The following is a 26,727-nucleotide window of genomic DNA, read 5'->3' as shown; positions in this document are numbered from 1 at the left end:
GGCTCAGCTCCTGCTGCCCGAGGACTCGTTGGCCTGCGTCTTGGCCCGGTCGGCCGCCGGACCCCGCCGCACCGAACCCGGCGCGTTCCACTCCTGGCGCTTGCGTTCGCGCCGCTTGGCGACCTCGGAGGACTCCAGCTGGTACGGCACGGAAGTCACCATGACGCCCGGCGTGAACAACAGTCGTCCCTTGAGCCGGAGCGCGCTCTGGTTGTGCAGCAGATGCTCGTACCAGTGGCCGACCACGTACTCGGGGATGATGACCGACACCGCGTCGCGCGGGGACTCCTTGCGCAACCCCTTGACGTACTCGATGACCGGCCGCGTGACCTCACGGTACGGCGAGTCGAGGACCTTCAGGGGTACGTCGATGCCGCGCCGGTTCCACTCCTCCTGGAGCGCCTTGGTCTCGGCCTGGTCGACGTTGACGCTGAGCGCCTCCAGGGTGTGCGAGCGCAGCAGTTTGGCGTAGGCGAGGGCGCGCAGGGTCGGGCGGTGGATCTTCGAGATCAGCACCACGGAGTGGACCCTGGACGGGCGGACGACGTCGTCGCTGGGGCCGTCCGGGGCGGCGATCTCCGCGGCGACCCGGTCGTAGTGCTTACGGATCGCGGTCATCGTCGCGTAGAAGATCACCATGCCGAGGAGGGCGACCCAGGCACCGTGCGTGAACTTGGTGACGAGGACGACGATCAGGACGAGCCCGGTGAAGAAGGCGCCGAAGGTGTTGATGGCCCGCGAACGGATCATGTGGCGCCGCTTGGCCTGGTCCTTCTCGGTGCTCAGATGACGGTTCCAGTGCCGGACCATGCCCGTCTGGCTCAGCGTGAAGGAGACGAACACACCGACGATGTACAGCTGGATCAGGCGGGTCGAGTCGGCGCCGTAGATCCACACCAGCAGTCCGGCGGCGCCCGCGAGGAGCACGATGCCGTTGGAGAAGGCGAGGCGGTCGCCGCGGGTGTGCAGCTGGCGCGGCAGGTAGCGGTCCTGGGCGAGGATCGAGCCGAGCAACGGGAAGCCGTTGTACGCGGTGTTGGCGGCCAGGAAGAGGACCAGGGCGGTGGCGGCGGCCAGCACGATGAAGAAGAACGTTCCGTCGCCGAAGACGGCGGCCGCGACCTGCGAGATCACCGGGTTCTGGACATAGGACTCACCCACCGGGGTGCCGTCGCGCAGCAGGTCGGCGGCCGGGTTCTCGGCCATCCGCACGTCGGTGGCCATGGCGAGGCCGATGATGCCGCAGAACATGGTGACGGCGAGCAGACCCATCGCGGCGAGCGTGGTGGCGGCGTTCTTCGACTTGGGCTTGCGGAAGGCGGGAACGCCGTTGGAGATGGCCTCGACGCCGGTCAGCGCGGCGCAGCCGGAGGAGAAGGCGCGCAGCAGCAGGAAGACCAGCGCGAAACCGGCGAGTCCCTGGTGCTCTGCCTTGATCTCCAGGTCCGCGGTGGGTGCCCGCATGGTCTCGTCGAGGACCAGCCCGCGGAAGGCGCCCCAGAGGATCATCGCGAAGACGCCGACGACGAAGACGTACGTCGGGATCGCGAAGAGCTTGCCGGACTCCTTCACCCCGCGCAGGTTCATCAGCGTGAGCAGCACGATGATCCCGACCGCGCACAGCACCTTGTGCTCGACGAAGAAGGGGATGGCCGAGCCGAGGTTCTCCACACCGGAGGAGATCGACACGGCGACGGTGAGGACGTAGTCGACGAGGAGCGCGCTCGCGACGGTGAGACCGGCCCTGGGGCCGAGGTTGGTGTTCGCCACCTCGTAGTCGCCGCCACCGCTCGGGTAGGCGTGCACGTTCTGCCGGTACGACGCCACCACCGTGAACATCAGCACGACGACCGCGACGGCGATCCAGGGGCTGAAGTGATAGGCCGACACGCCTGCGATGGAGAGGACCAGCAGGACCTCGCCTGGTGCGTACGCCACGGACGAGAGCGGGTCGGAGGCGAAGACGGGCAGTGCGATGCGCTTCGGCAGGAGCGTTTCACCGAGCCGGTCGCTGCGCAGAGCACGCCCGATCAGAATCCGTTTGGGCAGGTCGGTCAGTTTGGACACGCAGAGGATCGTAAGCGCCCAGGCTGGTTCTGGGCACATCCGGGTGAAATCCCGGCGGGCCCCTGGGTGAAAACTTCCCCGCCCCTCACTGCGAGGTGCGTCACGTGACGCATCCTCAGGCCTAATGAGGGCGTCCTGATCTCTGTATGCCGAGTCCCGTCCCACCACTCTCTGGAGGCCATATGCAGGCCGCGACCGCGGAGCTGATCGGCGCGCTGGCGTCACTCGTCGGCCTCGGTGTCCTGACAATGATCAGCGTCCGCCGGATCAGCCGCAGGCGCTCGCCCACCTGACGAGTGCTGCACAGGGGTGCCCTTGGCGGACGGCGCGTGTGTAGCTTGGGCCACGGTCTGAGACCCTGATTCTGCCGTTTCGGCTGAACACCAGCTATTGACACCGGAAGGACGGTCGTGCACATCGTCATCATGGGCTGCGGGCGAGTGGGGTCGACCCTCGCCCAGACCCTCGAGCAACAGGGGCACACGGTCGCCGTGATCGACCAGGACCCCACGGCCTTCCGTCGTCTGGGCTCGGGATTCGGTGGCCGCCGTGTCACCGGCGTCGGCTTCGACCGCGACACCCTGCGTGAGGCGGGCATCGAGGAGGCGGGCGCGTTCGCCGCCGTCTCCAGCGGCGACAACTCGAACATCATCGCCGCCCGTGTCGCCCGCGAGATGTTCGGCATCGAGAACGTGGCGGCGAGGATCTACGACCCCCGCCGCGCCGAGGTCTACCAGCGCCTGGGCATCCCCACGGTCGCCACGGTCCGCTGGACGGCCGACCAGATGCTCCGCCGGCTGCTGCCCGCCGGGGCGGAGCCGCTGTGGCGCGACCCCACCGGAGGTGTCCAGCTCGCCGAGGTGCACGCCTCCTCGGCATGGGTGGGTCACAAGATCAGCAAGATGCAGGAGGAGACCGGCGTCCGCGTCGCGTTCCTGACCCGCCTGGGTGAGGCGATCCTGCCCACCTCGCAGACCGTGCTGCAGGAGGGCGACCTGGTGCACGTGATGATGCGTACGGACGACGTCGAGAAGGTCGAGGCCTCCTTCGCCGAGGGTCCCGACGAGGAGGGCGGTCACTGATGAGGGTCGCCATTGCCGGAGCCGGGGCGGTGGGCCGCTCGATCGCGGGCGAACTGCTGGAGAACGGCCACGAGATCCTGCTCATCGACAAGGCGCCGACCGCGATCTCGGTCGAACGCGTCCCCATGGCGGAGTGGCTGCTGGCCGACGCCTGCGAGATCACCTCGCTGGACGAGGCCGCACTGCAGCGCTGCAACGTGGTGATCGCCGCGACGGGCGACGACAAGGTCAACCTGGTCATCTCGTTGCTGGCGAAGACGGAGTACGGCGTTCCGCGCGTCGTCGCCCGCGTCAACAACCCGAAGAACGAGTGGCTCTTCAACGAGTCCTGGGGCGTGGACGTCGCCGTGTCGACCCCGCGGCTGATGTCGGCCCTGGTCGAGGAGGCGGTGAGCGTCGGCGACCTGGTGCGCCTGCTCCGCTTCAGCCACGGCGACGCGAACCTGGTCGAGCTGACCCTCCCGCCGGAGTCGGCGCTGGCCGGCACGCAGGTGGGCGAGGTCGAGTGGCCGGAGGACACGTCCCTGGTCACGATCATCCGCGGCACCCGGGTCCTCACCCCCACTCCGGAGGACTCCCTCGAAGCGGGCGACGAACTCCTCTTCGTCGCCGCCCAGGCCCGCGAGGAACAACTGGAGGATCTGTTGTCGGTGCGCCGCGAGGACACGACGAGCTGACCCGGCGGACACGACGAAGGGGCGCCCGGAGGTTTCCGGGCGCCCCTTCGTCGTGTCCGCCGGGTCAGTCGCCGGTGGCCGCCCGCTCGGCGGCCTTCCGCTCCTTCTCGGCCTGCTCGGCCGCCTCCATCTCCGCGAACACGTCGATCGGCGCCGGCGCCTTGGCCAGGAACACCCAGGTCAGCCAGACGGCCAGCAGGAACGGCGGGATCTTCAGCGCGACGAGCACCCAGCCGAGCTGCTCGGTATCGGCCCACCAGTACAGCGGGAAGAGGATGGCGCACTTGCCGAGCAGGATCGCGCCCCAGGCGTAGCTCGCCTTCGCGTACGCCTTCTTGCGGCCGGGGTTCCGGGTCCGCCAGGAGAGGTTCTCCTTGAACACCGGACCGAGCATCAGCCCCATCAGCGGCACGCCGGCGAGCGTGGTGATGATGTACGTCAGGCCCATGCCCAGCGTGTAGAGCATGCCCGGCAGATAGAAGTCCTTGGCATTGCCCGTCATCATCGCGAAGACCACGCCGAAGGCGACGCCGAAGACACCGCTGAAGGCGTGCTTCACGGTGTCCTTCCTGACCAGCCGCACCACGACCAGCAGCAGGGAGACGCCGAGGGCCGCGAGGGCCGACGAGTGCAGGTCCTTGTTGATCGTGTAGATGGTGACGAAGAGGAGACCGGGCAGCACGGTCTCGACCATGCCCCGCACCCCGCCGAAGGCCTCGAACAGCGCGGCCTCGGTCACCGCCCTGGAGTCCTGGGGGGCGTCCTGGACACCGGTCGTGTCCTGGGCGCCGCGGGCGGCGTCCTCCGTCGGCTTGTCGAGCGACGTCACCGGCTACTCCCGTCCGAGCGGTCTGAGTTCGTACTTCGGGTTGAAGAGCACCCTACGGCCCCGGCTCATCGAGATCCGACCGGATGCGATCAGTTTGCGCCCCGGCTCTATCCCGACGATGGAGCGCCTGCCGAGCCACACCACGTCCAGGGCGGCCGAACCGTCGAACAGCTCGGCCTCCAGGGCCGGCACACCGGCCCGCGGGCGCAGCGTGACCGTGCGCAAGGTACCAGTAACCGTGACGATCTGTCGGTCGTGGCAGTCACAGATCCGCGTACAGCCCGCGGTGTCCGCGTCCTCCCGCAGCTCCTCGCTCTCCAGGTCCTCCTGGGACGAGGACAACCGGTCCAGCATGCGCCGGAACCGGCCCGCCGGCTTCTCTGAACGAGGAACAGCACTCATGGCAAACAGGCTACCGGGGAGCGCCGACAGACCCGCACTCCCGTACGCGCGGCCCCGTTCGCCGGGCCCTGCGCCCCGTTCACCGTCCCGGCACGGCGAAGGGCCGCACCCCCCAAGGGAGTACGGCCCGTGCGCCTGTCCGGGGCGGTCAGCGAACCTCGGTGATCTCCGGGCCGCGCTGCAGCTGGCCCATGCCCCCGGAGAAGCGGGAGCCGCTCTGCTCCTCCTGCTGGACGCCTTCCGGCACCATCTGCGCGTCGTTCGGGAGCTTCAGGACGATCGGGTCGCGCGGGGCCATGGGGCCCTCACCGCGGACCACGACCGTGTCCCGGAAGATCTGCTCCAGCAGCCCGGCCGTCTGCGGCTCGACGGCACCCCGGCCGGAGATCACACCGCGCAGGAACCAGCGCGGCCCGTCCACACCCACGAAGCGGACGACCTGGAAGCCGCCCGTGCCGTCCGGCAGCTGCACGGGCACCTGGGCCCTCAGCTCCCAGCCCAGCGGGCCCTCGACCTCGTCGATGACACCGCCCTGCTGGGTGATGCCGGTGGCGATCTCCTCGCGGACCTCACCCCAGATGCCCTCGCGCTTGGGCGCGGCGAAGGCCTGCAGCTGGACCGCGCTGTCGCGCAGGACGACGGTCGCCGCGACGATCGCGTCACCCGCTACCTCGACCCGCAGCTCCATGCCCTCGACCCCGGGCACGAAGAGACCGCCGAGGTCGACCCGGCCCTCGCCGGGGTTGGAGACCTCCGAGCTGTCCCAGGGTCCGTCGGGCCGCGGCTCCGGCTCCAGCCGCACCCGCTCCCGCTCGACCTCGCCCGTCTCAGTGCCGACTGCGTCGACGACCTGCTCGGCCTCGCTCGCCGCGTCCGCCGCGTCCTCAGCGGAACCCTTCTTCTTGCGACGTCCGAACACGTCACTGTCCTTCCCGGTCGGATACGACCGAAGCGTATCGATTCCCACCCGTTGTGCCGCCCACGGCGGCATGACCGCCGGTGGACCCGAAGCCCCCCTCGGCCCGCGCCGAGTCGGGAAGCTCCGCCACCTCCTGGAAGCGCACCTTCTCGACCTGCTGGACGACCAGTTGGGCAATCCGGTCGAAGCGCTCGAACACCACGGCTTCCCGCGGGTCGAGGTTCACCACAATGACCTTGATCTCCCCACGGTACCCGGCATCAACCGTCCCCGGGGCATTCACCAGGGCGACACCGCAGCGGGCGGCGAGACCGGATCGAGGGTGCACGAAGGCCGCGTACCCCTCCGGGAGCGCGATGGACACCCCCGTGGGCAGGACGGCCCGTTCGCCCGGCTTCAGTTCACAGCTCTCCGTGGTGCGCAGATCGGCGCCCGCGTCACCGGGGTGCGCGTACTCCGGCAGCGGAACGTCCGGGTCGACGCGCCGGATCAGGACGTCGACAGGGGTACGGCCGCCGTTCATGGGTTCACCTCGAAGGCACGGGCCCGCCGGACCTGGTCCGGGTCGTTCATGGCCGCCTGGATCTCCTCCTGACGGCCGTTGTCGATGAAGTGGTCGACCTTCACCTCGATGAAGAGCGCGTCGGCGCGGACGGCGAGCGGACCTTCGGGGCCGCCCACGCGTCCGGTGGCCCTCGCGTAGATCTTCCGCCCGGCGACCGCCGTCACCTCCGCCTGGAGATGCAGCACGGCGCCGACGGGCACGGGCCGTACGAAGTCGGTCTCCAGCCGCCCGGTCACCGCGATGGTGCGCAGCAGCCAGGTGAGGGAGCCGAGCGTCTCGTCGAGTGCGGTGGCCAGGACCCCGCCGTGGGCCAGGCCCGGCGCGCCCTGGTGCGCGGCCTTGACCGTGAACTCGGCGGTGAGGGAGACCCCCTCGCCGGCCCGGGCCTGCAGGTGCAGCCCGTGGGGCTGCTCCTCGCCGCAGCCGAAACACTGCCCGTAGTGCGCGCCCAGCAGCCGGCCCGGGGCAGGTGCCTCGGGATGCCGGACGGGCGCCGTGGCGTCCGCCGGGGGCTGCAGGGCCGCGGAAGTACCTCTCACAGCCGCAGACCTTACCCGTCCGTCAGCCTCCGGCCATCGTCCCGGCGGGCAGGGTTTCCCCTCGGGTGCCCCCATTTCCCGGGGCCGGTGCTCCCCATGCCAAGCTTGACGCCATGCAGCTCTCCGCCTCGCCGTACGAAGAACGCCTCACCGCGCCCCGTTCGTGGTGGCTGGTCTGCTTCCTGGTCGGCGTCTCCATGGCCCTGATCCTGCTGCCCTTCGGCACCCTGCCGCTCCTCGGCGGCCTGGCGGGCGGCACCGCCGCCGCGGCGGTCGTGGCCAGCTCCTACGGCTCAATCCGCATCCGTGTGGTCGGTGACGCGCTGATCGCGGGCGAGGCGAAGATTCCGGTGAGCGCTCTCGGGGAGCCGGAGATCCTCGGCGCCGAGGAGGCTCGGGCCTGGCGCACGCACAAGGCCGACACCCGGGCGTTCATGCTGCTGCGGGCCTACATCCCGGGTGCCCTGCGCATCCCGGTCACCGACCCGGCGGACCCCACGCCGTACCTGTATCTGTCGACGCGGCAGCCGCAGCGGCTGGTGGCCGCCCTGGAGGCGGCCAAGGCTGCGGCCTAGGCTTTTTTTCTCGCCCGATTCTTACGGTCGACGGGGTGTTCCCGCGGTCGGCCGGGTCTCAGGGCCGACGGGCTCGCGGCCGGGCCGTGGTCAGTCCTCGCCGAGTTCCTTCGGCAGCTCCCCCACCGCCACGGGGTTCGCCGGCTTCTCCAGCGCCGGGAGTTCCGGCAGTTCCTCCCAGGGCACCTGTGTCCGCCGCAGGTCCTTGCGGACGCGCTCCGCGAGGTGCTTGGTGTCCCGGCGGTTCATGACGGCGCCGACGGCGGCGCCGACCAGGAACGGCATCAGGTTCGGCAGGTTCCGCACCATGCGCTTCATGATCTGCTGGCGCAGCTGCCGCTTCAGCTGTCCGCCGAGTGCCGCGTCGATCGTCGCGGGTCTGGTCACGTCGATACCGCGCTCGCCGGACCAGGAGTCGAGGTAGGCGGTGCTGCGCTGGCGGAGGTTTCCGGGCGGTCGTACCCCGTACACCTCGTGCAGTTCGGCGATGAGTTTCAGCTCGATCGCGGCGACGCCGGTGATCTCGGCGGCCAGTTCCGCGGGCATGGCCGGCGGTGTGGGCAGCATGGCGGCCGCTCCGACCCCGGCGCCCACGGTGGAGGACGCGTTCGCGGCGCCCGCCACGAGAGTGTCGGCGAGCTGTTCCGGCCCGAGGCCCGGGAACTGGGCGCGAAGGGTCGCGAGGTCCCGTACGGGGATCCTCGGGGCCATGTCGATGATCCGGTCGGTGAGGTACGCGAGCCCGGCCCTGGCGCGGTCACCGCCCTTGCGGGCCCCGACTCTCAGGCCCTGGGCGAGCCCGGACCGGACGACCGCCGCACGCCTTCCGGCGACCGGCGCCGGAGTGTCCACCGGTACGGGCAGGCGTCCCTGCTCCCCCGTGGCGCCCCCCGACGCCGTGTCGGGCGCACGTTCGAGCGAGGCCGCTCCCGGATCGGAGGAGCCCCGCTCGTCGTCACGCACGCCGTCAGGGCCGCTGCGCGGCCCATGGTCCGCCCCCTTGCGGAAGCGGCGCTTCCAAGGAGGGGTCGAGCCAGTCACGGCCGACCCTGCCTCAGTCGCAGTCGCGGCAGATCGGCTGACCGTTCTTCTCGCGGGCCAGCTGGCTGCGGTGGTGCACCAGGAAGCAGCTCATGCAGGTGAACTCGTCCTGCTGCTTGGGCAGGACCCGGACGGCCAGCTCCTCGTTCGAGAGGTCGGCGCCCGGCAGTTCCAGGCCCTCGGCGGCCTCGAACTCGTCGACGTCCACCGAGGAGGTCGACTTGTCGTTCCGGCGCGCCTTGAGTTCTTCCAGGCTGTCCGAGTCGACGTCGTCGTCGGTCTTGCGTGGGGTGTCGTAATCCGTTGCCATGTCGCTCTCCCCCTCTGGGTGTCTGCGGTGTCTCCAGCGCACGTAACGCGTGAGAGGCCGGACTTGTGCCCGACCTGAGGCGGAGATTTTGCCTCACATCAAGGTCTGTTACTCAATCGACACCCAACCGGACCCCTCAAGAGTGATCAGCTTGGATGGCGAACGGGACCGTACACGGTCCTCAGGCTGCATTTCAAAGGCGCCTCCGCATGTACTTCCCGTCATCTCAACCCCCGAAAACCCGGATTTTCCCGGCGTTCCGGCAGGAACATGATCACGCTCAGTAGATGGCTGGAAAATCGCCCATGTGATCGATCACACATCGGTCGCGCACGACCGTTCTGATCAGAACCCATCGGCACCCCGGGAAATTCCGCGTGAAGCGAACATATCCCGGAAGCCGGCACATGTTCTCAGACGGGCAGGGTCACACGCATCACCAGGCCGCCTCCCTCTCGTGGCTGGGCGGCGATGTGACCGCCGTGCGCGCGCGCCACGGACCGGACGATCGACAGGCCGAGCCCCACGCCCTTGTCGCTGCCCGTGCGCTCCGTACGCAGCCGCCGGAACGGCTCGAAGAGATTGTCGATCTCGTACGCCGGGACCACGGGGCCGGTGTTGCTGACCACCAGGACCGCCTGGCCCTGCTGGAGCTCCGTCGTCACCTCGACCCAGCCACCCGGACCCGGCACGTTGTACCGGACGGCGTTCTGGACGAGGTTCAGCGCGATCCGCTCCAGCAGCACGCCGTTGCCCTGGACGACCGCGGGAGCCCGCTCGCCGCGGATCTCCACCTTCTTGGCGTCCGCCTCGGCGTGCACCTGGTCGATGGCCTGGGAGGCCACCTCGGCGAGGTCCACGGGCTTGCGCTCGACGATCTGGTTGTCACTGCGGGCGAGCAGCAGCAGCCCCTCGACGAGCTGCTCGCTGCGCTCGTTGGTGGCCAGCAGCGTCTTGCCCAGCTGCTGCAGCTCCGCGGGCGCGTTCGGATCGGACAGGTGCACCTCCAGCAGCGTGCGGTTGATGGCCAGGGGCGTTCTCAGTTCGTGCGAGGCGTTGCCGACGAAGCGCTGCTGGGCCGTGAAGGCCCGCTGGAGCCGCTCCAGCATGTCGTCGAAGGTGTCCGCCAGCTCCTTCAGCTCGTCGTCCGGACCATCCAGCTCGATACGGCGGGAGAGGTCCGAACCGGCCACCGCGCGCGCGGTGCGCGTGATGCGGCCGAGCGGCGCGAGCACCCGGCCCGCCATCGCGTAGCCGAAGGCGAACGCGATCACCGCGAGACCCAGCAGGGCCAGCAGCGAGCGGCTGAGAAAGGCGTCCAGGGCGGCTCCGCGCTGGTCGTCGATGCAGTTGGCGATCGCGGCGTTGAAGTCGTCGAGCGGGACGTTGACCGTCGAGTCGGCGTCGACGGCGGGGCACTGCTCGCTGGAGACGCTGATGTCGGTGCCGCCCACGATCTTGAACAGCGGCTGGTTGCCGGTGTTGATCGCCTGGGCGGCCAGCAGATAGATGATCGACAGCAGCAGGATGCCGGCGATCAGGAACATGCCGCCGTACAGCAGCGTGAGCCGTATGCGGATGGTCGGGCGCAGCCACGGGAACGGGGCCTGCGGCCGCTGGGGGTCCCAGGTGGGCTTGGGGGGAGCTGCGGGCGGTGCCGGGGTCGCTGCCATGGCGGATCAGATCCGGTAGCCGGAGCCGGGCACGGTGACGATCACCGGTGGCTCGCCGAGCTTGCGCCGCAGCGTCATGACGGTGACCCGGACGACGTTGGTGAACGGGTCGGTGTTCTCGTCCCAGGCCTTCTCCAGGAGCTGTTCCGCGGAGACGACGGCGCCTTCGCTGCGCATCAGTACCTCCAGGACCGCGAATTCCTTGGGTGCGAGCTGGACCTCCTTGCCGTCACGGAAGACCTCGCGGCGGTTGGGGTCGAGCTTGATGCCGGCCCGCTCCAGGACCGGCGGCAGGGGCACGCTCGTCCGCCGCCCGAGGGCCCGCACGCGCGCGATGAGCTCGCTGAAGGCGAACGGCTTGGGCAGATAGTCGTCGGCGCCGATCTCCAGGCCCTCGACGCGGTCGCTGACGTCGCCGGACGCGGTGAGCATCAGCACGCGCGTGGGCAGGCCGAGCTCGACGAGCTTGCGGCAGACGTCGTCTCCGTGGACGAGGGGCAGGTCGCGGTCGAGGACGACCACGTCGTAGTCGTTGACGCCGATGCGCTCCAGGGCGGCCGCACCGTCGTACACGACGTCGACGGCCATGGCCTCCCGGCGCAGTCCGGTGGCCACCGCATCGGCGAGCAGCTGCTCGTCCTCGACGACGAGTACGCGCACGTCGCTTGTCCTTCCTGTGTCCACCCGCGTAGCACGCCGAAGGGCGCACACGGGCAGGGTGTTCGTGGGTGTGTGACCTCCATCCTGCCTTTTTCGGCCGTAAGTCGGCGGTAAGGCGACCTCCTGCCCGGAGCCGACCGGGAATACGGGATTTTTTCGTGCTGCTGAGGTTTCCGTCCGAGACGGCGAGGGGAGGACAGGCTTTACACCCCGCGATCACGCTCTGCTTGTGCCGCACCACCATGCGGTACGCAACCGTCCGCTTTCCGCAGAGCGGGCGTGGGTGTCCGGCACCGACGCCGCCCGGCACGGGTGGCGCTGGGCATCCACAAGAAGCGTGATCGTCCCTTCCGAACCGGCACACCCCCGTGCCATCGACCCACGACCAGGACGAGGGGGCGCAGCATGGACGCATTCACCGCAGGACTTCTGCAGCGCATAAGGGCGACCGAGTCCGACCTGACCAGGGCTCGCGACGAGGGCGACGACTTCCTCGTCGAAGTGGAGCAGGCCGAGCTCGACGACCTGCACCGCCTCGCCGCCGACCACGGTGTGGAAGTCGGCGCGTTCAGCGTCTGATCCCGAACCCGCGCACGACAACGGGATCCCAGGCATCCAGCCGGGGGTCCCGCTCTTTTGCGTGCGTACCGCTGCACGACGCGTGCGCCTGTGCCGCTGACGGCCCGCTCAGTCGTGCCAGGCGCCGAGCTCCTCCAGGCGGGCCTGGAGGGCCTCGAAGAGGCCGGGTGGGGCGGCGACGGTCAGGTCGGGCGAGAGGGGCTCTGCGGGGCGGCCACCGGTCAGGGCGCCCGCCTCCCGGGCGATGAGGTCGCCCGCCGCGTAGTCCCAGGCGTTCAGGCCGCGCTCGTAGTACGCGTCCAGGCGGCCCACGGCCACGTCGCACAGGTCGATCGCGGCCGAGCCGCCGCGACGGATGTCGCGGACCTGGGGGATCAGCTCACGCAGCACGTCGGCCTGCCTGGCCCGGCGCTCGGCGCGGTAGCCGAAGCCCGTGCCGACCAGGGCCAGCTCCAGGTCGGGGGCGGGCCGCACACGCGCGGGCCGGTCGTTCACGAACGCACCCTCCCCGAGGACAGCCCGGTAGGTCTCGCCGCGCACGGGGGCGTGGACCACCCCGACGACCGTCTCGCCGTCCACACGGGCCGCTATGGACACGGCCCAGCTCGGCAGGCCGTACAGGTAGTTGACGGTGCCGTCGATCGGGTCGATCACCCACTGGACACCACTGGTGCCCGCGACGCTGGCGCCCTCCTCGCCGAGCACGCCGTCGTGCGGCCTGCGCTCGGCCAGCAGGCCGGTGATCAGCTTCTCGGAGGCGATGTCCATCTCGGTGACGACGTCGACCGCGCTGGACTTGGTGGCGGCGACCCCGAGTCCCTCGGGCCGTCCGTCGCGCAGGAAGGCACCCGCGCGGTGGGCCGCCTCCAGGGCGATCTCCAGCAGTTCTGCCTTCAGTGCGTCCGGGTGGTTCGGCTGATCGGTCACGGTGCTCCTCACGCGTACGGGCTGTCGGCGCCCGCGGCGGCGGGCTTCGGGCCGCGGGCCGGGCAGCAGCCGACCGGGCACAGGTTGTGGCTCGCGCCGAGGGCGCCGAGGGCGCAGGGCGTCACGGCCTGGCCCCGCTCCACGGCGGCGCGCTCCAGGACCAGGTCGCGGATCGCGGCGGCGAAGCGCGGGTCGGCGCCCACGGTGGCCGAGCGGCGCACCGGCAGACCCAGCTCCTCACCCTTGGCCATGGCCTCGGTGTCGAGGTCGTAGAGGACCTCCATGTGGTCCGAGACGAACCCGATGGGCGCCATCACGACGGCCGGGGCGCCGGACGCGCTCAGCTGCTCCAGGTGGTCGCAGATGTCGGGCTCCAGCCACGGGATGTGGGGGGCGCCGGAGCGGGACTGGTAGACGAGCTGCCAGGGGTGCTCCACACCGGTCCGCTCACGCACGGCGTCCACGATGAGCCGGGAGACGTCCAGGTGCTCCTCGACGTAGGCGCCGCCCTCGCCGTGCTCCTCGACCGGGCCGGAGGTGTCCGCCGACGCGTTCGGGACGGAGTGCGTGCAGAAGGCGATGTGCGCGCCGTCCCGGACGTCCTCGGGGAGGTCGGCGAGGGACTCGATCACCCCGTCGATCATGGGCTCCAGGAAGCCGGGGTGGTTGAAGTAGTGCCGGATCTTGTCGACCTTCGGCAGCTCCAGGCCCTCGGCCTGAAGGGCGGCGAGCGAGTCGGCGAGGTTCTCGCGGTACTGGCGGCAGCCCGAGTACGAGGCGTAAGCGCTGGTGGCGAGCACCAGGATGCGGCGGCGGCCGTCGGCGACCATCTCGCGCAGGGTGTCGGTGAGGTAGGGCGCCCAGTTGCGGTTGCCCCAGTAGACCGGCAGGTCCAGGCCGTGCTCGGCGAAGTCCTTGCGGAGGGCGTCCAGGAGGGCACGGTTCTGGTCGTTGATGGGGCTCACCCCGCCGAACAGGAAGTAGTGCTCGCCGACTTCCTTGAGACGTTCCTTGGGGATGCCGCGCCCTCGCGTCACGTTCTCCAGGAACGGGATCACGTCGTCCGGGCCCTCCGGGCCGCCGAACGAGAGCAGGAGCAGGGCGTCGTAGGGGGTGGCGTCGTGCGCGTGTGGCATGACTCGATCCTGCCACCCGGCACCGACGGCCGGGATCGGGGCCCATGCCCGGAGGTGACTTAGGTTTACCTGACCCGTAAGCTGTATCGACTGACTTCACGCCTTACAGCCCCGGCCAGGGAACGGTTCCCTTCGCTTCCCGCACCCCTCGGAGACCCCCCGTGCCCAGCCCCTACACGGCTCTGTTCGCCACACCCGGCACCAAGGGCTTCACCGCCGCGGGCCTGATCGGCCGTATGCCGCTGTCGATGATGGGCATCGGCGTGGTCACGATGATCTCGCAGCTCACCGGGCGGTACGGGTTGGCCGGCGCCCTGTCGGCGACCATCGCACTGTCCGCCGCCGTGCTCGGCCCGCAGATCTCCCGTCTGGTGGACCAGTACGGGCAGCGGCGGGTGCTGCGCCCGGCGACACTCGTCGCGCTGACCGCCGCCGCGGGGCTGCTGTGCGCCGCACACTACGGATGGCCGGACCGGGTGCTGTACGTGTGCTCGGCCGGCATCGGCTGTGTGCCGAGCCTCGGTGCCATGACCCGCGCCCGCTGGGCGGCGCTCTACAGGGGCACTCCGCGGCTGCACACCGCCTACTCGTTCGAGTCCGTGGTGGACGAGGTCTGCTTCATTTTCGGCCCGATCATCTCCATCGGTCTGTCGACAGCGTGGTTCCCGGAAGCCGGGCCGCTGCTCGCCGCCTGCTTCCTCGCCGTCGGGGTGTTCTGGCTGACCGCCCAGCGGGCCACCGAGCCCGCCCCGCATCTGCGCGGACAGCACGGGAGCGGCAGCTCCGCGCTGCGCTCGCCCGGACTGCAGGTCCTGGTGGCCACGTTCGTGGCGACCGGGGCGATCTTCGGAGCGGTCGACGTGGTCACCGTGGCCTTCGCCGAGGAGCAGGGCCACAAGGCCGCCGCGAGCGTCGTCCTGGCCCTCTACGCGGCCGGATCCTGCCTTGCCGGCGTCGTGTTCGGACTGCTGCGGTTCTCCGGGGCGGCCGAGCTTCGTTGGCTACTGGGCGTCTGCGGCACGGCCGTGAGTATGATCCCCCTCCTACTGGTCGGAAACTTGCCGTTTCTGGCCGTGGCGCTCTTCGTCGCGGGCCTGTCCATCGCACCCACGATGATCACGACGATGTCCCTGATCGAAGAGCACGTACCACGCGCGCAACTGACCGAGGGCATGACCTGGGTGAGCACCGGACTCGCGGTCGGCGTCGCGCTCGGCTCCTCCGTTTCCGGCTGGGTGATCGACACTGCCGGAGCCGACGCCGGGTACGGGGTTCCGGCCGTGTCCGGTGCCGTCGCGGTCGCGGTCGGTTTCCTCGGGTACCGCCGGCTGCGCAGGCCGGCACCGGAACGGGGAGGGCCCCATGAGCACCACAGTGATCGGGAAGAGCGGCACGTGGCGTAACTGGGCGGGGAACGTGACCGCCCGGCCCGTACGGGAGGTCACCCCTGCCACCGTCGAGGAACTCGCCGCGGCGGTGCGCCGGGCCGCCGAGGACGATCTCAGGGTGAAGGCCGTCGGCACGGGGCACTCCTTCACGGCCGCCGCCGCGACCGACGGGGTAATGATCCGCCCTCAACTGCTGACGGGCATACGCAAGATCGATCGCGACGCCATGACCGTCACGGTGGGCGCCGGGACCCCGCTCAAGAGACTCAATGTGGCCCTCGCGCGCGAGGGGCTGTCGCTCACGAACATGGGCGACATCATGGAGCAGACCGTCTCCGGCGCCACCAGCACGGGCACTCACGGCACCGGCCGTGAATCGGCCTCGATCGCCGCCCAGATCAAGGGACTTGAACTGGTCACCGCGGACGGCTCGATCCTCACCTGTTCCGCCACCGAGAACGCGGACGTCTTCGCGGCCGCCCGCGTCGGCATCGGCGCGCTCGGCATCGTCACCGCGATCACCTTCGCCGTGGAGCCGATCTTCCTGCTCACGGCCCGCGAGGAGCCGATGCCGTTCGAGAGGGTGCTGGCCGAGTTCGACGAACTGCACGCCGAGAACGAGCACTTCGAGTTCTACTGGTTCCCGCACACCGGAAGCACCAACACCAAGCGCAACAACCGCAGCGCCGGCCCGGAGAAGCCCGTCCCGCAGCTGAACAGCTGGTTCGAGGACGAGTTCCTCTCCAACGGTGTCTTCCAGGTGGCCAACTGGGTCGGCCAGGCCGTACCCGCCACCATCCCCACGATCGCCCAGATCTCCAGCCGCGCCCTGTCCGCGCGCACCTACACAGACATCCCTTACAAGGTCTTCACCTCTCCGCGCCGGGTGCGTTTCGTGGAGATGGAATACGCCGTTCCGCGCGAGGCCGTGGTGGACACACTGCGTGAACTCAAGGCGATGGTCGACCGCTCCCCCCTCCGCGTCAGCTTCCCGGTGGAGGTCCGCACCGCCCCGGCCGACGACATCACGCTCTCCACCGCCTCCGGCCGGGACAGCGCCTACATCGCCGTCCACATGTTCAGGGGGACGCCCTATCAGGCGTACTTCACGGCCGCCGAGCGGATCTTCACGGCGCACGAGGGGCGCCCGCACTGGGGCAAGGTGCACACACGGGACTCGGACTACTTCGCCAAGGTCTACCCCCGCTTCGGTGAGTTCACCGCGCTGCGCGACCGGCTCGACCCCGAACGGCGTTTCCAGAACGACTACTTGCGCCGCGTGCTGGGAGCGTAGCCTGGCGGGCGGTTCCGGTGATCGCGAGCAGCCCTCCCCTTACCTCGCGTGACGAAAGGGCCCGCCCCCGCGGCCGATTGCCGTCTCCCACCAGAAGTCGAGCGGCGTGCCGATCCACGCAAGTGGCCCGAATGGAGTACTGTTGCGAGCCCTGGGTCCGGACTCCCGCCAGGGTGTCCGGGGCCTTCGAGGACCGCCGGGAGGGGGATCGTTGCACAGGGTGATGAGGTTCGTCACTTAGCGTTGCGAATAGGTACCGTGAACGGCGACCTCGGGCTCGCGCCCGACACGCCGGGCAACTCGGCAAGGTTGTGGCAGGCTGCACCCGGGCAGGCCACACTCGACTAGCGGAAGCAGCGACGCACGTGACGTCGGCAGGCACCACCCGGGAGGTCCCCATGCCCGAACTGCGTGTCGTGGCCGTCTCCAATGACGGCACACGGCTGGTGCTGAAGGCTGCCGATTCCACGGAGTACACGCTTCCGATCGACGAACGCCTGCGCGCCGCCGTACGCGGTGACCGCCCCCGTCTCGGCCAGATCGAGATCGAGGTCGAGAGCCATCTCCGCCCCCGTGACATCCAGGCGCGTATACGCGCGGGTGCCACGGCCGAGGAGGTCGCGCAGCTCGCCGGCATTCCCGTCGACCGGGTGCGCCGGTTCGAGGGCCCCGTGCTGGCCGAGCGCGCCTTCATGGCCGAGCGGGCACGCAAGACCCCCGTCCGCCGTCCCGGCGAGAACGCGGCCGGCCCGCAGCTCGGCGAGGCCGTCCAGGAGCGGCTGTTGATCCGCGGCGCCGAGAAGGACACCGTCCAGTGGGACTCGTGGCGCCGCGACGACGGCACCTGGGAGGTTCTGCTGGTGTACCGGGTCGCGGGCGAGCCGCACTCGGCGAGCTGGACGTACGACCCGCCCCGACGGCTCGTCCAGGCCGTCGACGACGAGGCGCGCTCCCTGATCGGCGAGTCCGACGACCTGGGCGCGCCCGAACCGAGTTTCCCCTTCGTGCCGAGGATCGCCCGGCTGCCCCGCGACCGTCAGGCGGAACGTCCCGTCCTGCCGGCCGTGACACCCGAGTCCGACGAGGAGACCGTGAGCGAGCGCGACTCGCTCACGAGCATCCTGGAGGCCGTCCCCAGCTACCGGGGCGACCTGGTGGTGCCCGAAGTGCCGCCCGCCGAACCGCAGGAGGAGTCCGTCGAGGAGGCGGACGAGGAGTCCGCGGCCCCCGCGGCCTCGGCCGGTTCCGCCTACGCGGACGTCCTCATGCCGCCGCGGTCGGTCAACGGCCACCGGGACCGGCTCATCGGCTCCACCGACCGCCAGGCCGAGGCCGACGGTGTACGGCCGGGCCGTCGCGCGGCGGTGCCCAGCTGGGACGAGATCGTGTTCGGCACGCGCCGCAAGAAACAGGAGTAGCGGGAACAGCGGGCGTGCGGCGGGGGTCGACGGCTACGCGCAGGAACGATCGCTCATGCCGATCCGTTTCTGCGTCCTGCTTCCTCCGGGGTTCTTCTTCCGCTTCCGGGTCTTCTTCCGTGGGTGGGGGGTCGGTCTTTCATACGTGTGCGGGGCCCGTGTCGTTCAGACGCGGGCCCCGCGGCATGCCGTCGGCGGTGCGTCACTGGGGGTCGGGCCCGGTGGCCACCGGGCGGCTGCCGTCCCGGGACCACTGCGACCAGGAGCCGACGTACAGCGCGGCCGGGATGCCGGCGACGGCCAGGGCGAGCACCTGGTGGGCGCCGGAGACGCCCGAGCCGCAGTACACGCCGATCTCCGTGTCCCCGGTCGCGCCGAGTGCCTTGAAACGGTCGGCGAGTTCGGCGGCGGAACGGAAGTGACCGGACGCGGTCACGTTCTCGGTGGTGGGTGCGGACACGGCGCCCGGGATGTGGCCGCCGACCGGGTCGATGGGCTCCACGTCCCCGCGGTAGCGCTCGGCGGCCCGTGCGTCGAGGAGCAGACCGCCGCGGGCCAGCGCCGCGGCGCCGTCCGCGTCGAGGAGCGGAAGGGCGCCGGGGGCAGGGGTGAAGGTTCCCGGCTCCGGCTCGGGGAGTTCGGCCGTCAGAGGGCCGCCCCAGGCCGCGAGACCGCCGTCGAGGACGCGCACCGAGGGGTGGCCGGACCAGCGGAGCAGCCACCACGCGCGCGCCGCGGCCCAGTTGAGCCCGCCGTCGTACACGACGACCGGGCGGTCGGCGGACACCCCGGCCGCTCGCATCGCCGCGCCGAAGGTCTCCAGGTCCGGCAGCGGGTGACGGCCGGCGGCGCCCGCCGGGCCCGCGAGTTCGGAGTCCAGGTCGACGAAGACGGCCCCCGGGATGTGCGCCTTGTCGTACTCGGGCCGCAGATGCGGGCCGCCCAACTGCCAGCGCACGTCCAGCAGGACCGGCGGGCGGGGTCCGGCCAGCTCTTCGGCGAGGTCGGATGCGGAGATGATGGCGTTCATGGCTCCATCCTCGCGCACGGGGTGGCCGCTTCGCCCGCGTCCGGCTACTCTGCCCGCCGGACGGTTCCGATCACCAGGCGTATGGGATCGGACACATGCCGTACCGTCGGCGGTCACCCCACGTCAGCCACGGAGACGGCGGCACGTCACTGTCACCGCGGCATTCGCGTACGTACGTGCGCCAGGGCGCGGCGGTGCGGCGCGGGCGCGCGGCACCACGGGTGGTGCGAGCATCGGCACGGGGCGTGATCGCGGGTGGACGCGGTACACGTGTACGGAGGGGCGGACGGACGCGGCCGCGTGGGGCCGAGGAGAGAGTGACGATGACCGACGCACGGGGGTCGACCGGCCCGAGCGGTGGGGCGTACCCACCGGGCACGCCTTGCTGGGTGAGCCTGATGGTGCACGGGATGGCCGCGACCCAGGAGTTCTACGGAGCGCTGTTCGGCTGGGAGTTCCAGCCCGGTCCGCAGCAGCTCGGCCCGTATGCGCGGGCGCTGCTCGACGGACGCGAGGTGGCGGGGATCGGGCAGCTGCCGCCGGACCGGCACCTTCCCATCGCCTGGACGCCGTACTTCGCTTCCGAGGACGTGGATCTGACCGCGGCGACCGTACGGCACTGCGGCGGGACGGTGGGGGTCGGACCGCTGGACGCCGGGGACGCGGGCCGGCTCGCGATCGCCTCCGACCCCACGGGCGCCGTCTTCGGCATCTGGCAGGCGGCGGAACATCTCGGCAGGGACATCACCGGTGTGCCGGGCACCCCCGCCTGGGACGAGCTCCTCACCTATGACACCGAGAGCGTCGCCAAGTTCTACGAGGTGGCCTTCGGTTATGCGGAGAGACCGGTGGCCTCCCCCGACCCCGACACCGACCACGTCACCCTCCACATCGGAGGCCGCCCCGTCGCGGGCATCCACGGCGTCGGCACCGCCCTCCCCCGCGACCGCGGCCCTTACTGGCTGACGTATTTCGAGGCAACCGACACCGACGAGGCCACCCAGCACGTCCTCACCCTCGGGGGCAGTGTCCTCACCCCGCCCCACGACACCCCTCAGGGCCGCGTGGCCACCGTGGCGGATCCGGAGGGCGCCGTCTTCGCGCTGGTGCACATGGAGCGCTGAGGACGGGCTGGGTGCTGAGGGCGGGCGGAGCACTGAGGGCAGGCGCAGCGACGACGGGTCCGTCGGTACCGGCGCCGGGACAGCGGCTCAGGCCGTCTCGACCGGGAGGACGTCCGGGGCGAGGGCTCCCGCGCGGGCCGTCGCCGCGGTCATCCGGCGGCGGTGGTGGCGGCGGCAGAGCACCTCGTAGCCGATGTCGTCGGGCTGGTTGACGTCGCCGACGACGACCTGGGCCCCCTCGACGACCATGTGACCGCCTATGGTGCGGGCGTTGTGGGTCGCGCGGGCGCCGCACCAGCACAGGGCCTCGACCTGGAGGACCTCGACGCGGTCGGCGAGCTCGACCAGGCGCTGGGAGCCGGGGAAGAGCTTGGAGCGGAAGTCGGTGGTGATGCCGAAGGCGTAGACGTCGAGGCCAAGGTCGTCCACGACACGGGCGAGTTGGTCGATCTGCTCGGGGGCGAGGAACTGGGCCTCGTCGGCGATCACGTAGTCCGCGCGGCGCCCCTGGGAGAGGTGGTCGACGAGGTAGGCATACAGGTCCTGTCCGTCCTCGACCTCGACGGCGTCGGTGACCAGGCCGAGGCGGGAGGAGAGCTTGCCCTGGCCCGCGCGGTCGTCGCGCGTGAAGATCATGCCCTGGAGGCCCCGCGCCGAGCGGTTGTGCTCTATCTGGAGGGCCAGCGTCGACTTCCCGCAGTCCATGGTTCCGGAGAAGAACACCAGCTCGGACATGGTGAGGTGAGCACCTTTCGGCAAGGAGGGCAGCGGAGCGGTCGGCGTGTGCGACGGGGCGTCAGGAGCGTACTTCGAGGAGCGGGATCAGCTGTTCCGCCGGTGTCATCGAGCCGTGGTTGCCGACCATCGCCGACTCCTTGGGCTCCCGTTCGGAGGCGATGATCAGGACGTCGTCGCGGGCGGCCGCGACCACGTCACCGATGCGGGCGTACACCCGTTCGTCCACGGTCGGCCCGAACCAGCCCGCCGCGATCGCCTCGTCCCGCGAGGCGACCCAGAACTGCTCGCCGAGCACCTCGCGCCAGCAGGTCAGTACATCCGCCTCGGCGCCCGGCACCGCGTACACATGGCGGGCGCGGCCCTCGCCGCCCAGCAGGGCGACCCCGGCGCGCAGTTCCCAGTCCTGGTCGAAGTCGATGCGGTGCAGCTCGTCGAAGGGAACGTCGAGCATGCCGTGGTCGGCGGTGACGTAGAGGGCACTGCGCGGCGGGAGTTGCTCGGCCAGCCGCTGGACGAGGCGGTCGACGTGCATGAGCTGGCCGCGCCAGGTGTCCGAGTCGAGCCCGTAGCGGTGCCCGGCGCCGTCCACCTCGGAGTAGTACGTGTAGACCAACGCACGGTCACCGGCGCCCAGTTGCCGGGCGGCCAGGTCCATGCGGTCCTCGCCGGAGAGGCGGCCGTGGAAGGTCCCGCCGCTCAGCGCGACCTTCGTCAGGGGGGTGTGCTCGAAGGCGGGGGACGAGACCTGCGCGGTGTGCACGCCTGCCTCGTGGGCGAGCTGGAAGACCGTCGGGTACGGCTGCCACACGTGCGGTGCCGTCCAGGGCTGCCAGCGGAGCTGGTTCATCAGCTCCTGGGTCTCGGGGTCGCGGACCGTGTAGCCGGGGAGCCCGTGCGCGCCCGGCGGGAGTCCGGTACCCACGGAGGCCAGGGAGGTCGCCGTGGTGGCCGGGTAGCCGGCGGTGATGGGGCGGCCGGTGCCGCCGCGCGAGGACGCCAGCAGGGAGGTCATGAAGGGGGCTTCGTCGGGGTGTGCCCGCAACTGCTCCCAGCCGAGCCCGTCGATCAGGAAGACGCAGGCGCGGTCGGCCGGCGCCAGCTCCGGTATCGCGGCGGTCGCACCGGGGACCTCCATGCCCGCCGCGATGGTGGGCAGGAGGTCGGCGAGCGAGCCGGCGCCGTACTCGGGGACGGGTGCGGAGCCGACGGCCAGGGGTTCCGGGTGGTCCCAGGTGGGCAGTGCCATCAGCGGGCGAGGTCCGCGGTCGCCTCGGAGAGGGACTGCGCGAAGGCGAGGGCCTGGCGTACGGTCTCCGGGCCGTCACCGGCCTCGCTGACGCGCAGGCTGAGGTCGTCCGCCGTGGAGCTGCCCGTGTAGCCGTGGTCGGCCTCGCAGTTGGGGTCGCCGCAGGCTGCGGGCTCCAGGTCGATACGGGAGACGGCGCCCCAGCCGATGGTCAGGACGACCTCACGGGGCAGGGTGCCGGGTGTGTACGACTCGGGATTGGCGACGACCCGGCTGACCACGACCGACGAGATCCGGCCGAGCTTCACCGACTCGGTGGACGTCGTGGCGTAGGGCGTGGGTGACGTGCTGTCCGCGGCCTGCTCGTCGGTGTGGCTGACGATGAACCGGTTGGCCGTGAGGACGAGCACCGTCACATGGCGCCGCACCTCGTTGGCGTCGAACGTCGTCTCCTGGTGGACCAGGTACGACTTGATGGCATCGCCGCCGACAGCGGCCTCCACCGCCTCGGCCACGAGAGCCGGGTAGTAGCCGCTGCGCTCGATCGCCGCACGCAGCCCCTGGGTCGTCGTACTGGTCTTGGCCATGACGTCCATCCTAGTCCGTGGGCAAGGGCGGTCCGGCTCAGTCAAGAGCATCCCGGGGGCTTTCCAACAGCGGGCCGTCGCGCCTTCTTGCGTCCGGCGCCCGGCGCCTCCCTGTGACCGGGTGTGCGGTCACGGCACCGCGGCGGCTCGGGCGGCGGACCGTCCCCCTTCGCGGGGGCGGCCCTTCCGGGCCGCGGGAAAAGGTACGCCCGTATTTCCCGCCGCACCGGAAGAAAACGAATTCCCGTCGCCGGTCGGCCGTGGTTCTCCTCGGTCGGATCCGGCCCGGGAATTCCCGCAACAGGGTCGCGGTGCCGCACGCAGGGCGGGACCGCGACCCTATTTCCGGTACTGCCGGATGTCCGCGCCGAGGGACCAGCCGACGCCCTTGCCGTCGTCGTACACGCGGGCCTCGAAGACCGCGCCCGCGGGCAGGGGCGTGCACACGTCACTGCCCGGCCACGGGTTGGCGCGGGCCGGCCAGTCCTCGCAGCGGATCTTCCTCACCGGCTGGGCGCCGACCTTCCAGCGGAAGTCCCGCGGGACGGTCCTGACCACCGGACAGGCGCCGTCCTTCGTGTGGTCGACCGCGATGTACGCGGTGCAGGCGCGGTTGCTCCGGAGTTCGGTCCAGCCGTCCTCGTTCTCCGTGCAGGCGCACAGGCGGCGGCCGGACTCGGCGTACGCCGTCCCGGTGACGGAGCCCGGGGTGACCATGAGCGCCGCGCAGGGGGCGGCCAGGAGCCCCGCCCGCGGAAGACCGCGACGCATCCGAAATTTCCGCATGACTCTCCCTTGAGTTCATGGGGGCTGTGATGCGTCGACCGTAAATACACAGGCATTGCGAGAACAATGCATGTGAGCTTCGACTGAGGAAAAGGGGGACATGGTCAAGGAATGATGAGCGCCACCTCGGAACGGCTCCCGGATTACTTCCGGGTACGGACAGATCCGCCTGCGCGGCGCTCCGATTTCCCCTCGCTGATCGCCGTCAGTAGACCGGGAGCGTCCTCGGGCCGAGGTCGTCGCGGGCGGGCGGCCGGGCGAGCCGTACGGTGGCGCCGAGCACGCTGAGCCCGTGCGGGGCGACGACGACCGGCTCCAGGGAGACGGCCACGACCTCGGGGTGGTCGTCCACCAGCCGGGAGACCCGCAGCAGCAGTTCTTCGAGGGCGCCGGTGTCGACCGGCGCCGAACCTCTCCAACCGAAGAGGAGCGGTGCCGTCCGGATCGATCGCACCAGTGAGGCGGCATCCCGCTCGGTGGCCGGAATCAGCCGGTGCGCCATGTCCCCGAGCAACTGCGACGCCGGCCCGGCCAGCCCGAAGGAGAGCACCGCTCCGGCCGCCGGGTCGACCACTGTCCGTACGATCGTGTCGACACCGCGCGGGGCCATGGCCTGGACGACCGGACGCAGCTCCTCCGGCCCGCCGAACAGCCCCGTCAACTCCGCGTACGCACGCCGCAGTTGCTCCTCGTCCGCCAGATCGAGGCGTACGCCGCCCAGGTCGGCCCGGTGCCTCAGGTGCGGGGCGGTCGTCTTGAGCGCGACGGGGTAGCCGATCGCCTCGGCCGCCGCCACCGCCTCGTCGGGGGTGGGAGCGGGCCGCGCCTCCCGGACCCGGATGCCGTACCGGGCGAGCAGGGCGCATGTCTCCGCCGCGCCGAGGGTGAGTCCCTCGCCCCGCGCGAGCAGCTCGTCGATCTGCCGCGCGGCCCCCTTCTCGTCGATGTCCTCGTACTCGGGCACCTTGCCCGGCTCCGCCGCCTCACGCCGCCACTGCGCGTACTTCACGGCTTCGGAGAGCGCGCGAACGGCCCGCTCGGCGGCGGGGTAGGCGGGGATGAGCCGGGAGCCGGCGGGGTCGGCGGCGAGAGGGCGGGCGCCGGGGGCGGCGGACGAGGGCGCCGTCGGGGTGCCCGTCGCCACGGTGGGTGGCAGTCCCGCGGGGCGACGGGTGTCCCCCTGGTCCGGGGCGGCCTGGGGCTGTGGGGCACCGCTCGTGGCGGCGGGGGTCCGGTCGCCGGACTGGGGTGCGGTGCTCGCCGCGGCCGACAGTGCCTCGGCGAGACCGCCCAGCTCGACGTGGACGACGAGCACCGGCTTCGTGGGGTTCACCTCCGCCGCGGAGCGCAACGCCTCGGCGAGGGCCGCGTCATCGGGGGACATCTCCCCGAGGGCCGGTATGGCCGTCACGACGACCGCGTCGCACGCGTCGTCCGCCAGGGCGCCCGACAGCACCCGGTGGAAGTCGTCCGCCGAGGCGGCGGTCGTCAGATCGACCGGCGGCAGCGGACGGAGCCCCTCCGCGAGGCACGCGTCATAGGTGAGCAGCCCCAATGACTCCGAGTTCCCGAGGATCGCCACCCGCGGGCCCGCCGGCAGCGGCTGGCGGGCCAGCAGCAGCCCCGCGTCCACCAGCTCCGTGATCGTGTCGACCCGGATCACCCCCGCCTGCCGCAGCACCGCGGACACGGTGGCGTGGGGCAGCCGGGTGGCGCGCACCGCATGCCCCGGGGGTGCGGCCCCATGGCGTGCGCCCTGGACGACGACGAGCGGTTTGACCGCCGCGGTCCGCCGGGCGAGGCGGGTGAACTTGCGCGGGTTTCCGATGGACTCCAGGTACATCAGCACGACATCGGTGTCGGGGTCCTCGTACCAGTACTGGATGACGTCGTTGCCGGAGACGTCCGCCCGGTTGCCGGACGACACGAACGTGGACACGCCCGTCACGCCGGTGACCCCTCCCCCGCGCCGGTGCAGCCGGGACAGCAGAGCGATACCGATGGCGCCGGACTGGGCGAAGAGACCGATGCGCCCGGAGCGCGGCATCTCGGGCGCGAGCGAGGCGTTGAGCCGTACATCAGGGGCGGTGTTGATGACGCCGAACGCATTCGGACCGATGATGCGCATGCCGTACGCCCGTGCCAGGCGGACGAGTTCACGCTGGCGCTCGTGCCCCTCGGGGCCGCTCTCGGCGTACCCAGCGGAGACCACCACGAGGCCCTGCACTCCGTGTTCACCGCACTCGGCGACGACCTCGGGGACCTGCGCGGCGGGGACGGCCACGACGGCGAGGTCGACGGGGCCCTCGATGTCACGGACGGAGGGGTGGGCCGGGACCCCGTCGATCTCCTTCTCCTGCACGGCCTTGTTCACCGCGTAGAGCCGGCCCGCGAAGCCGGCCTCCCGGAGGTTGGCGAGGACGCTGCGGCCCACTCCGCCGGGTGTGCGCCCGGCGCCGATGACGGCGACCGAGCCGGGGGCGAGGAGCCGCTGCACCGACCTGGCCTCGGCGCGCTGCTCCCGCGCGCGCTGCACCGCGAGGGAGCGGTCGGTGGGCTCCAGGTCGAACTCCAGACGTACGACGCCGTCCTCGAAGCTGCGCTTCTGCTGGTACCCCGCGTCGGTGAACACCTTGATCATCTTGTTGTTGGCGGGCAGCACCTCGGCGGCGAAGCGCCTGATGCCGCGCTCGCGGGCGACGGCGGCGATGTGTTCCAGGAGGGCGGAGGCGACGCCGCGCCCCTGGTGGGCGTCCTGGACGAGGAAGGCGACCTCGGCCTCGTCGGCGGGGGCCGACGCGGGCATTCCGTCGGCGCCGATGCGGTCATAGCGTACGGTGGCGATGAACTCGCCGCCGACGGTGGCGGCGAGCCCCACCCGATCCACGAAGTCGTGGTGCGTGAAGCGGTGGACGTCCTTGGCGGACAGGCGAGGGTACGGCGCGAAGAAGCGGTAGTACTTCGACTCGTCGGAGACCTGCTCGTAGAAGCTGACCAAGCGCTCGGCGTCATCAACGGTGATGGGCCGGATGCGTGCGGTGCCGCCGTCGCGCAGCACCACGTCGGCCTCCCAGTGGGCGGGGTACTCATGCCGGTCCGACGAGGTCTGCATGGGCCCCAGAGTACGGCTCGCGT

Annotated in this window: 26 protein-coding genes; 8 read left to right on the top strand and 18 right to left on the bottom strand. The window is 71.0% G+C overall.

Annotated features, from left to right (window positions below; all coding sequences use genetic code 11):
• Positions 1 to 3: 3 nt before the first annotated feature.
• Positions 4 to 2,067, bottom strand: coding sequence for an APC family permease (locus ACZ43N_RS00600; RefSeq protein ID WP_468094139.1), 2,064 nt, complete (start codon positions 2,065 to 2,067; stop codon positions 4 to 6).
• A gap of 410 nt (positions 2,068 to 2,477) precedes the next feature.
• Here ACZ43N_RS00600 and ACZ43N_RS00595 point away from each other — a divergent pair, with 410 nt between their 5' ends.
• The gene (locus tag ACZ43N_RS00595) at positions 2,478 to 3,149 is read left to right on the top strand and encodes a potassium channel family protein (protein ID WP_215449382.1); all 672 of its coding nucleotides are present in this window, start codon (positions 2,478 to 2,480) and stop codon (positions 3,147 to 3,149) included.
• Entirely contained in the window at positions 3,149 to 3,826 is a 678-nt protein-coding gene (locus tag ACZ43N_RS00590; RefSeq protein WP_468094138.1) for a potassium channel family protein, read from the top strand. The genes ACZ43N_RS00595 and ACZ43N_RS00590 overlap by 1 nt, the downstream gene beginning before the upstream one ends.
• Before the next feature lie 64 nt (positions 3,827 to 3,890).
• Here ACZ43N_RS00590 and ACZ43N_RS00585 read toward each other — a convergent pair whose 3' ends face one another.
• The 5 genes from ACZ43N_RS00585 to ACZ43N_RS00565 form a co-directional block, all read right to left on the bottom strand.
• Positions 3,891 to 4,655, bottom strand: coding sequence for a DUF3159 domain-containing protein (locus tag ACZ43N_RS00585; protein WP_468094137.1), 765 nt, complete (start codon positions 4,653 to 4,655; stop codon positions 3,891 to 3,893).
• A gap of 3 nt (positions 4,656 to 4,658) precedes the next feature.
• The gene (locus tag ACZ43N_RS00580; protein ID WP_468094136.1) at positions 4,659 to 5,057 is read right to left on the bottom strand and encodes an OB-fold nucleic acid binding domain-containing protein; all 399 of its coding nucleotides are present in this window, start codon (positions 5,055 to 5,057) and stop codon (positions 4,659 to 4,661) included.
• A gap of 148 nt (positions 5,058 to 5,205) precedes the next feature.
• Positions 5,206 to 5,976: a DUF3710 domain-containing protein gene (locus ACZ43N_RS00575; protein WP_468094135.1), complete on the bottom strand. Its 771-nt coding sequence runs from the start codon at positions 5,974 to 5,976 to the stop codon at positions 5,206 to 5,208.
• Between the two features lies 1 nt (position 5,977).
• Positions 5,978 to 6,499, bottom strand: coding sequence for a dUTP diphosphatase (gene dut, locus ACZ43N_RS00570; RefSeq protein WP_468094134.1), 522 nt, complete (start codon positions 6,497 to 6,499; stop codon positions 5,978 to 5,980).
• A complete protein-coding gene (locus ACZ43N_RS00565) occupies positions 6,496 to 7,080 on the bottom strand; it encodes a PaaI family thioesterase (protein ID WP_468094133.1) in 585 nt (194 codons plus the stop codon). The genes dut and ACZ43N_RS00565 overlap by 4 nt, the downstream gene beginning before the upstream one ends.
• Positions 7,081 to 7,193: 113 nt before the next feature.
• On the opposite strand from ACZ43N_RS00565, the gene ACZ43N_RS00560 reads away from it, so the two are divergent.
• Positions 7,194 to 7,655, top strand: a complete 462-nt coding sequence (locus ACZ43N_RS00560) for a DUF3093 domain-containing protein (protein WP_468094132.1) — start codon at positions 7,194 to 7,196, stop codon at positions 7,653 to 7,655.
• A gap of 90 nt (positions 7,656 to 7,745) precedes the next feature.
• Here ACZ43N_RS00560 and ACZ43N_RS00555 read toward each other — a convergent pair whose 3' ends face one another.
• From ACZ43N_RS00555 to ACZ43N_RS00540, 4 genes are all read right to left on the bottom strand, one after another.
• A complete protein-coding gene (locus ACZ43N_RS00555; protein WP_468094131.1) occupies positions 7,746 to 8,696 on the bottom strand; it encodes a hypothetical protein in 951 nt (316 codons plus the stop codon).
• 13 nt (positions 8,697 to 8,709) lie between these two features.
• Positions 8,710 to 9,006 (bottom strand): DUF4193 domain-containing protein, encoded by a 297-nt coding sequence (locus ACZ43N_RS00550; RefSeq protein WP_003997302.1) that lies wholly within the window; start codon positions 9,004 to 9,006, stop codon positions 8,710 to 8,712.
• Between the two features lie 413 nt (positions 9,007 to 9,419).
• Complete coding sequence (locus ACZ43N_RS00545) at positions 9,420 to 10,679, bottom strand: sensor histidine kinase (protein WP_468094130.1); 1,260 nt, start codon at positions 10,677 to 10,679, stop codon at positions 9,420 to 9,422.
• 6 nt (positions 10,680 to 10,685) lie between these two features.
• Positions 10,686 to 11,339 carry a response regulator transcription factor gene (locus ACZ43N_RS00540; protein WP_009340866.1) on the bottom strand — a complete coding sequence of 218 codons (654 nt, stop codon included), beginning with the start codon at positions 11,337 to 11,339 and terminating at the stop codon, positions 10,686 to 10,688.
• Between the two features lie 405 nt (positions 11,340 to 11,744).
• Between ACZ43N_RS00540 and ACZ43N_RS00535 the strand changes: the two genes are divergently transcribed.
• Positions 11,745 to 11,918, top strand: coding sequence for a hypothetical protein (locus tag ACZ43N_RS00535; protein ID WP_167738856.1), 174 nt, complete (start codon positions 11,745 to 11,747; stop codon positions 11,916 to 11,918).
• 108 nt (positions 11,919 to 12,026) lie between these two features.
• Here ACZ43N_RS00535 and ACZ43N_RS00530 read toward each other — a convergent pair whose 3' ends face one another.
• Complete coding sequence (locus ACZ43N_RS00530) at positions 12,027 to 12,845, bottom strand: inositol monophosphatase family protein (protein WP_468094129.1); 819 nt, start codon at positions 12,843 to 12,845, stop codon at positions 12,027 to 12,029.
• A gap of 8 nt (positions 12,846 to 12,853) precedes the next feature.
• Positions 12,854 to 13,981 carry a ferrochelatase gene (locus tag ACZ43N_RS00525; RefSeq protein WP_468094128.1) on the bottom strand — a complete coding sequence of 376 codons (1,128 nt, stop codon included), beginning with the start codon at positions 13,979 to 13,981 and terminating at the stop codon, positions 12,854 to 12,856.
• A gap of 161 nt (positions 13,982 to 14,142) precedes the next feature.
• Here ACZ43N_RS00525 and ACZ43N_RS00520 point away from each other — a divergent pair, with 161 nt between their 5' ends.
• The 3 genes from ACZ43N_RS00520 to sepH all read left to right on the top strand — a co-directional run bounded on the left by ACZ43N_RS00520 (position 14,143) and on the right by sepH (position 18,081).
• Complete coding sequence (locus ACZ43N_RS00520; RefSeq protein ID WP_468094127.1) at positions 14,143 to 15,384, top strand: MFS transporter; 1,242 nt, start codon at positions 14,143 to 14,145, stop codon at positions 15,382 to 15,384.
• Positions 15,344 to 16,663 carry a D-arabinono-1,4-lactone oxidase gene (locus tag ACZ43N_RS00515; protein ID WP_468094126.1) on the top strand — a complete coding sequence of 440 codons (1,320 nt, stop codon included), beginning with the start codon at positions 15,344 to 15,346 and terminating at the stop codon, positions 16,661 to 16,663. The genes ACZ43N_RS00520 and ACZ43N_RS00515 overlap by 41 nt, the downstream gene beginning before the upstream one ends.
• Positions 16,664 to 17,061: 398 nt before the next feature.
• A complete protein-coding gene (gene sepH, locus ACZ43N_RS00510; RefSeq protein ID WP_468094125.1) occupies positions 17,062 to 18,081 on the top strand; it encodes a septation protein SepH in 1,020 nt (339 codons plus the stop codon).
• 202 nt (positions 18,082 to 18,283) lie between these two features.
• On the opposite strand, the gene ACZ43N_RS00505 is transcribed toward sepH, so the two are convergent.
• Complete coding sequence (locus ACZ43N_RS00505) at positions 18,284 to 19,111, bottom strand: sulfurtransferase (protein ID WP_468094124.1); 828 nt, start codon at positions 19,109 to 19,111, stop codon at positions 18,284 to 18,286.
• 323 nt (positions 19,112 to 19,434) lie between these two features.
• Here ACZ43N_RS00505 and ACZ43N_RS00500 point away from each other — a divergent pair, with 323 nt between their 5' ends.
• The gene (locus tag ACZ43N_RS00500; protein WP_468094123.1) at positions 19,435 to 20,235 is read left to right on the top strand and encodes a VOC family protein; all 801 of its coding nucleotides are present in this window, start codon (positions 19,435 to 19,437) and stop codon (positions 20,233 to 20,235) included.
• An 87-nt stretch (positions 20,236 to 20,322) separates the two neighbouring features.
• On the opposite strand, the gene ACZ43N_RS00495 is transcribed toward ACZ43N_RS00500, so the two are convergent.
• The 5 genes from ACZ43N_RS00495 to ACZ43N_RS00475 form a co-directional block, all read right to left on the bottom strand.
• Positions 20,323 to 20,970, bottom strand: a complete 648-nt coding sequence (locus ACZ43N_RS00495; protein ID WP_468094122.1) for a thymidine kinase — start codon at positions 20,968 to 20,970, stop codon at positions 20,323 to 20,325.
• Between the two features lie 61 nt (positions 20,971 to 21,031).
• Positions 21,032 to 22,219, bottom strand: coding sequence for an alkaline phosphatase family protein (locus ACZ43N_RS00490; RefSeq protein ID WP_468094121.1), 1,188 nt, complete (start codon positions 22,217 to 22,219; stop codon positions 21,032 to 21,034).
• Positions 22,219 to 22,806 carry a DUF5998 family protein gene (locus tag ACZ43N_RS00485; protein WP_055712374.1) on the bottom strand — a complete coding sequence of 196 codons (588 nt, stop codon included), beginning with the start codon at positions 22,804 to 22,806 and terminating at the stop codon, positions 22,219 to 22,221. The genes ACZ43N_RS00490 and ACZ43N_RS00485 overlap by 1 nt, the downstream gene beginning before the upstream one ends.
• A 339-nt stretch (positions 22,807 to 23,145) precedes the next feature.
• Positions 23,146 to 23,577 carry a hypothetical protein gene (locus ACZ43N_RS00480; RefSeq protein WP_468094120.1) on the bottom strand — a complete coding sequence of 144 codons (432 nt, stop codon included), beginning with the start codon at positions 23,575 to 23,577 and terminating at the stop codon, positions 23,146 to 23,148.
• A 220-nt stretch (positions 23,578 to 23,797) separates the two neighbouring features.
• Positions 23,798 to 26,704: a bifunctional acetate--CoA ligase family protein/GNAT family N-acetyltransferase gene (locus ACZ43N_RS00475; protein ID WP_468094119.1), complete on the bottom strand. Its 2,907-nt coding sequence runs from the start codon at positions 26,702 to 26,704 to the stop codon at positions 23,798 to 23,800.
• Positions 26,705 to 26,727 lie beyond the last annotated feature (23 nt).

It is taken from the genome of Streptomyces sp. NPDC030814, assembly GCF_055572155.1.
This window is presented reverse-complemented; position numbering and strand designations above follow the sequence as displayed.

Excerpts from the sequence above, each read along its gene's own strand:
- ACZ43N_RS00550 (WP_003997302.1), bottom strand. The coding sequence starts at position 9,006 with ATGGCAACGGATTACGACACCCCACGCAAGACCGACGACGACGTCGAC.
- ACZ43N_RS00560 (WP_468094132.1), top strand. The coding sequence starts at position 7,194 with ATGCAGCTCTCCGCCTCGCCGTACGAAGAACGCCTCACCGCGCCCCGT.
- ACZ43N_RS00525 (WP_468094128.1), bottom strand. The coding sequence starts at position 13,981 with ATGCCACACGCGCACGACGCCACCCCCTACGACGCCCTGCTCCTGCTC.
- ACZ43N_RS00535 (WP_167738856.1), top strand. The coding sequence starts at position 11,745 with ATGGACGCATTCACCGCAGGACTTCTGCAGCGCATAAGGGCGACCGAG.
- ACZ43N_RS00590 (WP_468094138.1), top strand. The coding sequence starts at position 3,149 with ATGAGGGTCGCCATTGCCGGAGCCGGGGCGGTGGGCCGCTCGATCGCG.
- ACZ43N_RS00475 (WP_468094119.1), bottom strand. The coding sequence starts at position 26,704 with ATGCAGACCTCGTCGGACCGGCATGAGTACCCCGCCCACTGGGAGGCC.
- dut (WP_468094134.1), bottom strand. The coding sequence starts at position 6,499 with ATGAACGGCGGCCGTACCCCTGTCGACGTCCTGATCCGGCGCGTCGAC.
- ACZ43N_RS00500 (WP_468094123.1), top strand. The coding sequence starts at position 19,435 with ATGACCGACGCACGGGGGTCGACCGGCCCGAGCGGTGGGGCGTACCCA.
- ACZ43N_RS00490 (WP_468094121.1), bottom strand. The coding sequence starts at position 22,219 with ATGGCACTGCCCACCTGGGACCACCCGGAACCCCTGGCCGTCGGCTCC.
- ACZ43N_RS00545 (WP_468094130.1), bottom strand. The coding sequence starts at position 10,679 with ATGGCAGCGACCCCGGCACCGCCCGCAGCTCCCCCCAAGCCCACCTGG.
- ACZ43N_RS00485 (WP_055712374.1), bottom strand. The coding sequence starts at position 22,806 with ATGGCCAAGACCAGTACGACGACCCAGGGGCTGCGTGCGGCGATCGAG.
- ACZ43N_RS00480 (WP_468094120.1), bottom strand. The coding sequence starts at position 23,577 with ATGCGTCGCGGTCTTCCGCGGGCGGGGCTCCTGGCCGCCCCCTGCGCG.
- sepH (WP_468094125.1), top strand. The coding sequence starts at position 17,062 with ATGCCCGAACTGCGTGTCGTGGCCGTCTCCAATGACGGCACACGGCTG.
- ACZ43N_RS00515 (WP_468094126.1), top strand. The coding sequence starts at position 15,344 with ATGAGCACCACAGTGATCGGGAAGAGCGGCACGTGGCGTAACTGGGCG.
- ACZ43N_RS00580 (WP_468094136.1), bottom strand. The coding sequence starts at position 5,057 with ATGAGTGCTGTTCCTCGTTCAGAGAAGCCGGCGGGCCGGTTCCGGCGC.
- ACZ43N_RS00505 (WP_468094124.1), bottom strand. The coding sequence starts at position 19,111 with ATGAACGCCATCATCTCCGCATCCGACCTCGCCGAAGAGCTGGCCGGA.
- ACZ43N_RS00495 (WP_468094122.1), bottom strand. The coding sequence starts at position 20,970 with ATGTCCGAGCTGGTGTTCTTCTCCGGAACCATGGACTGCGGGAAGTCG.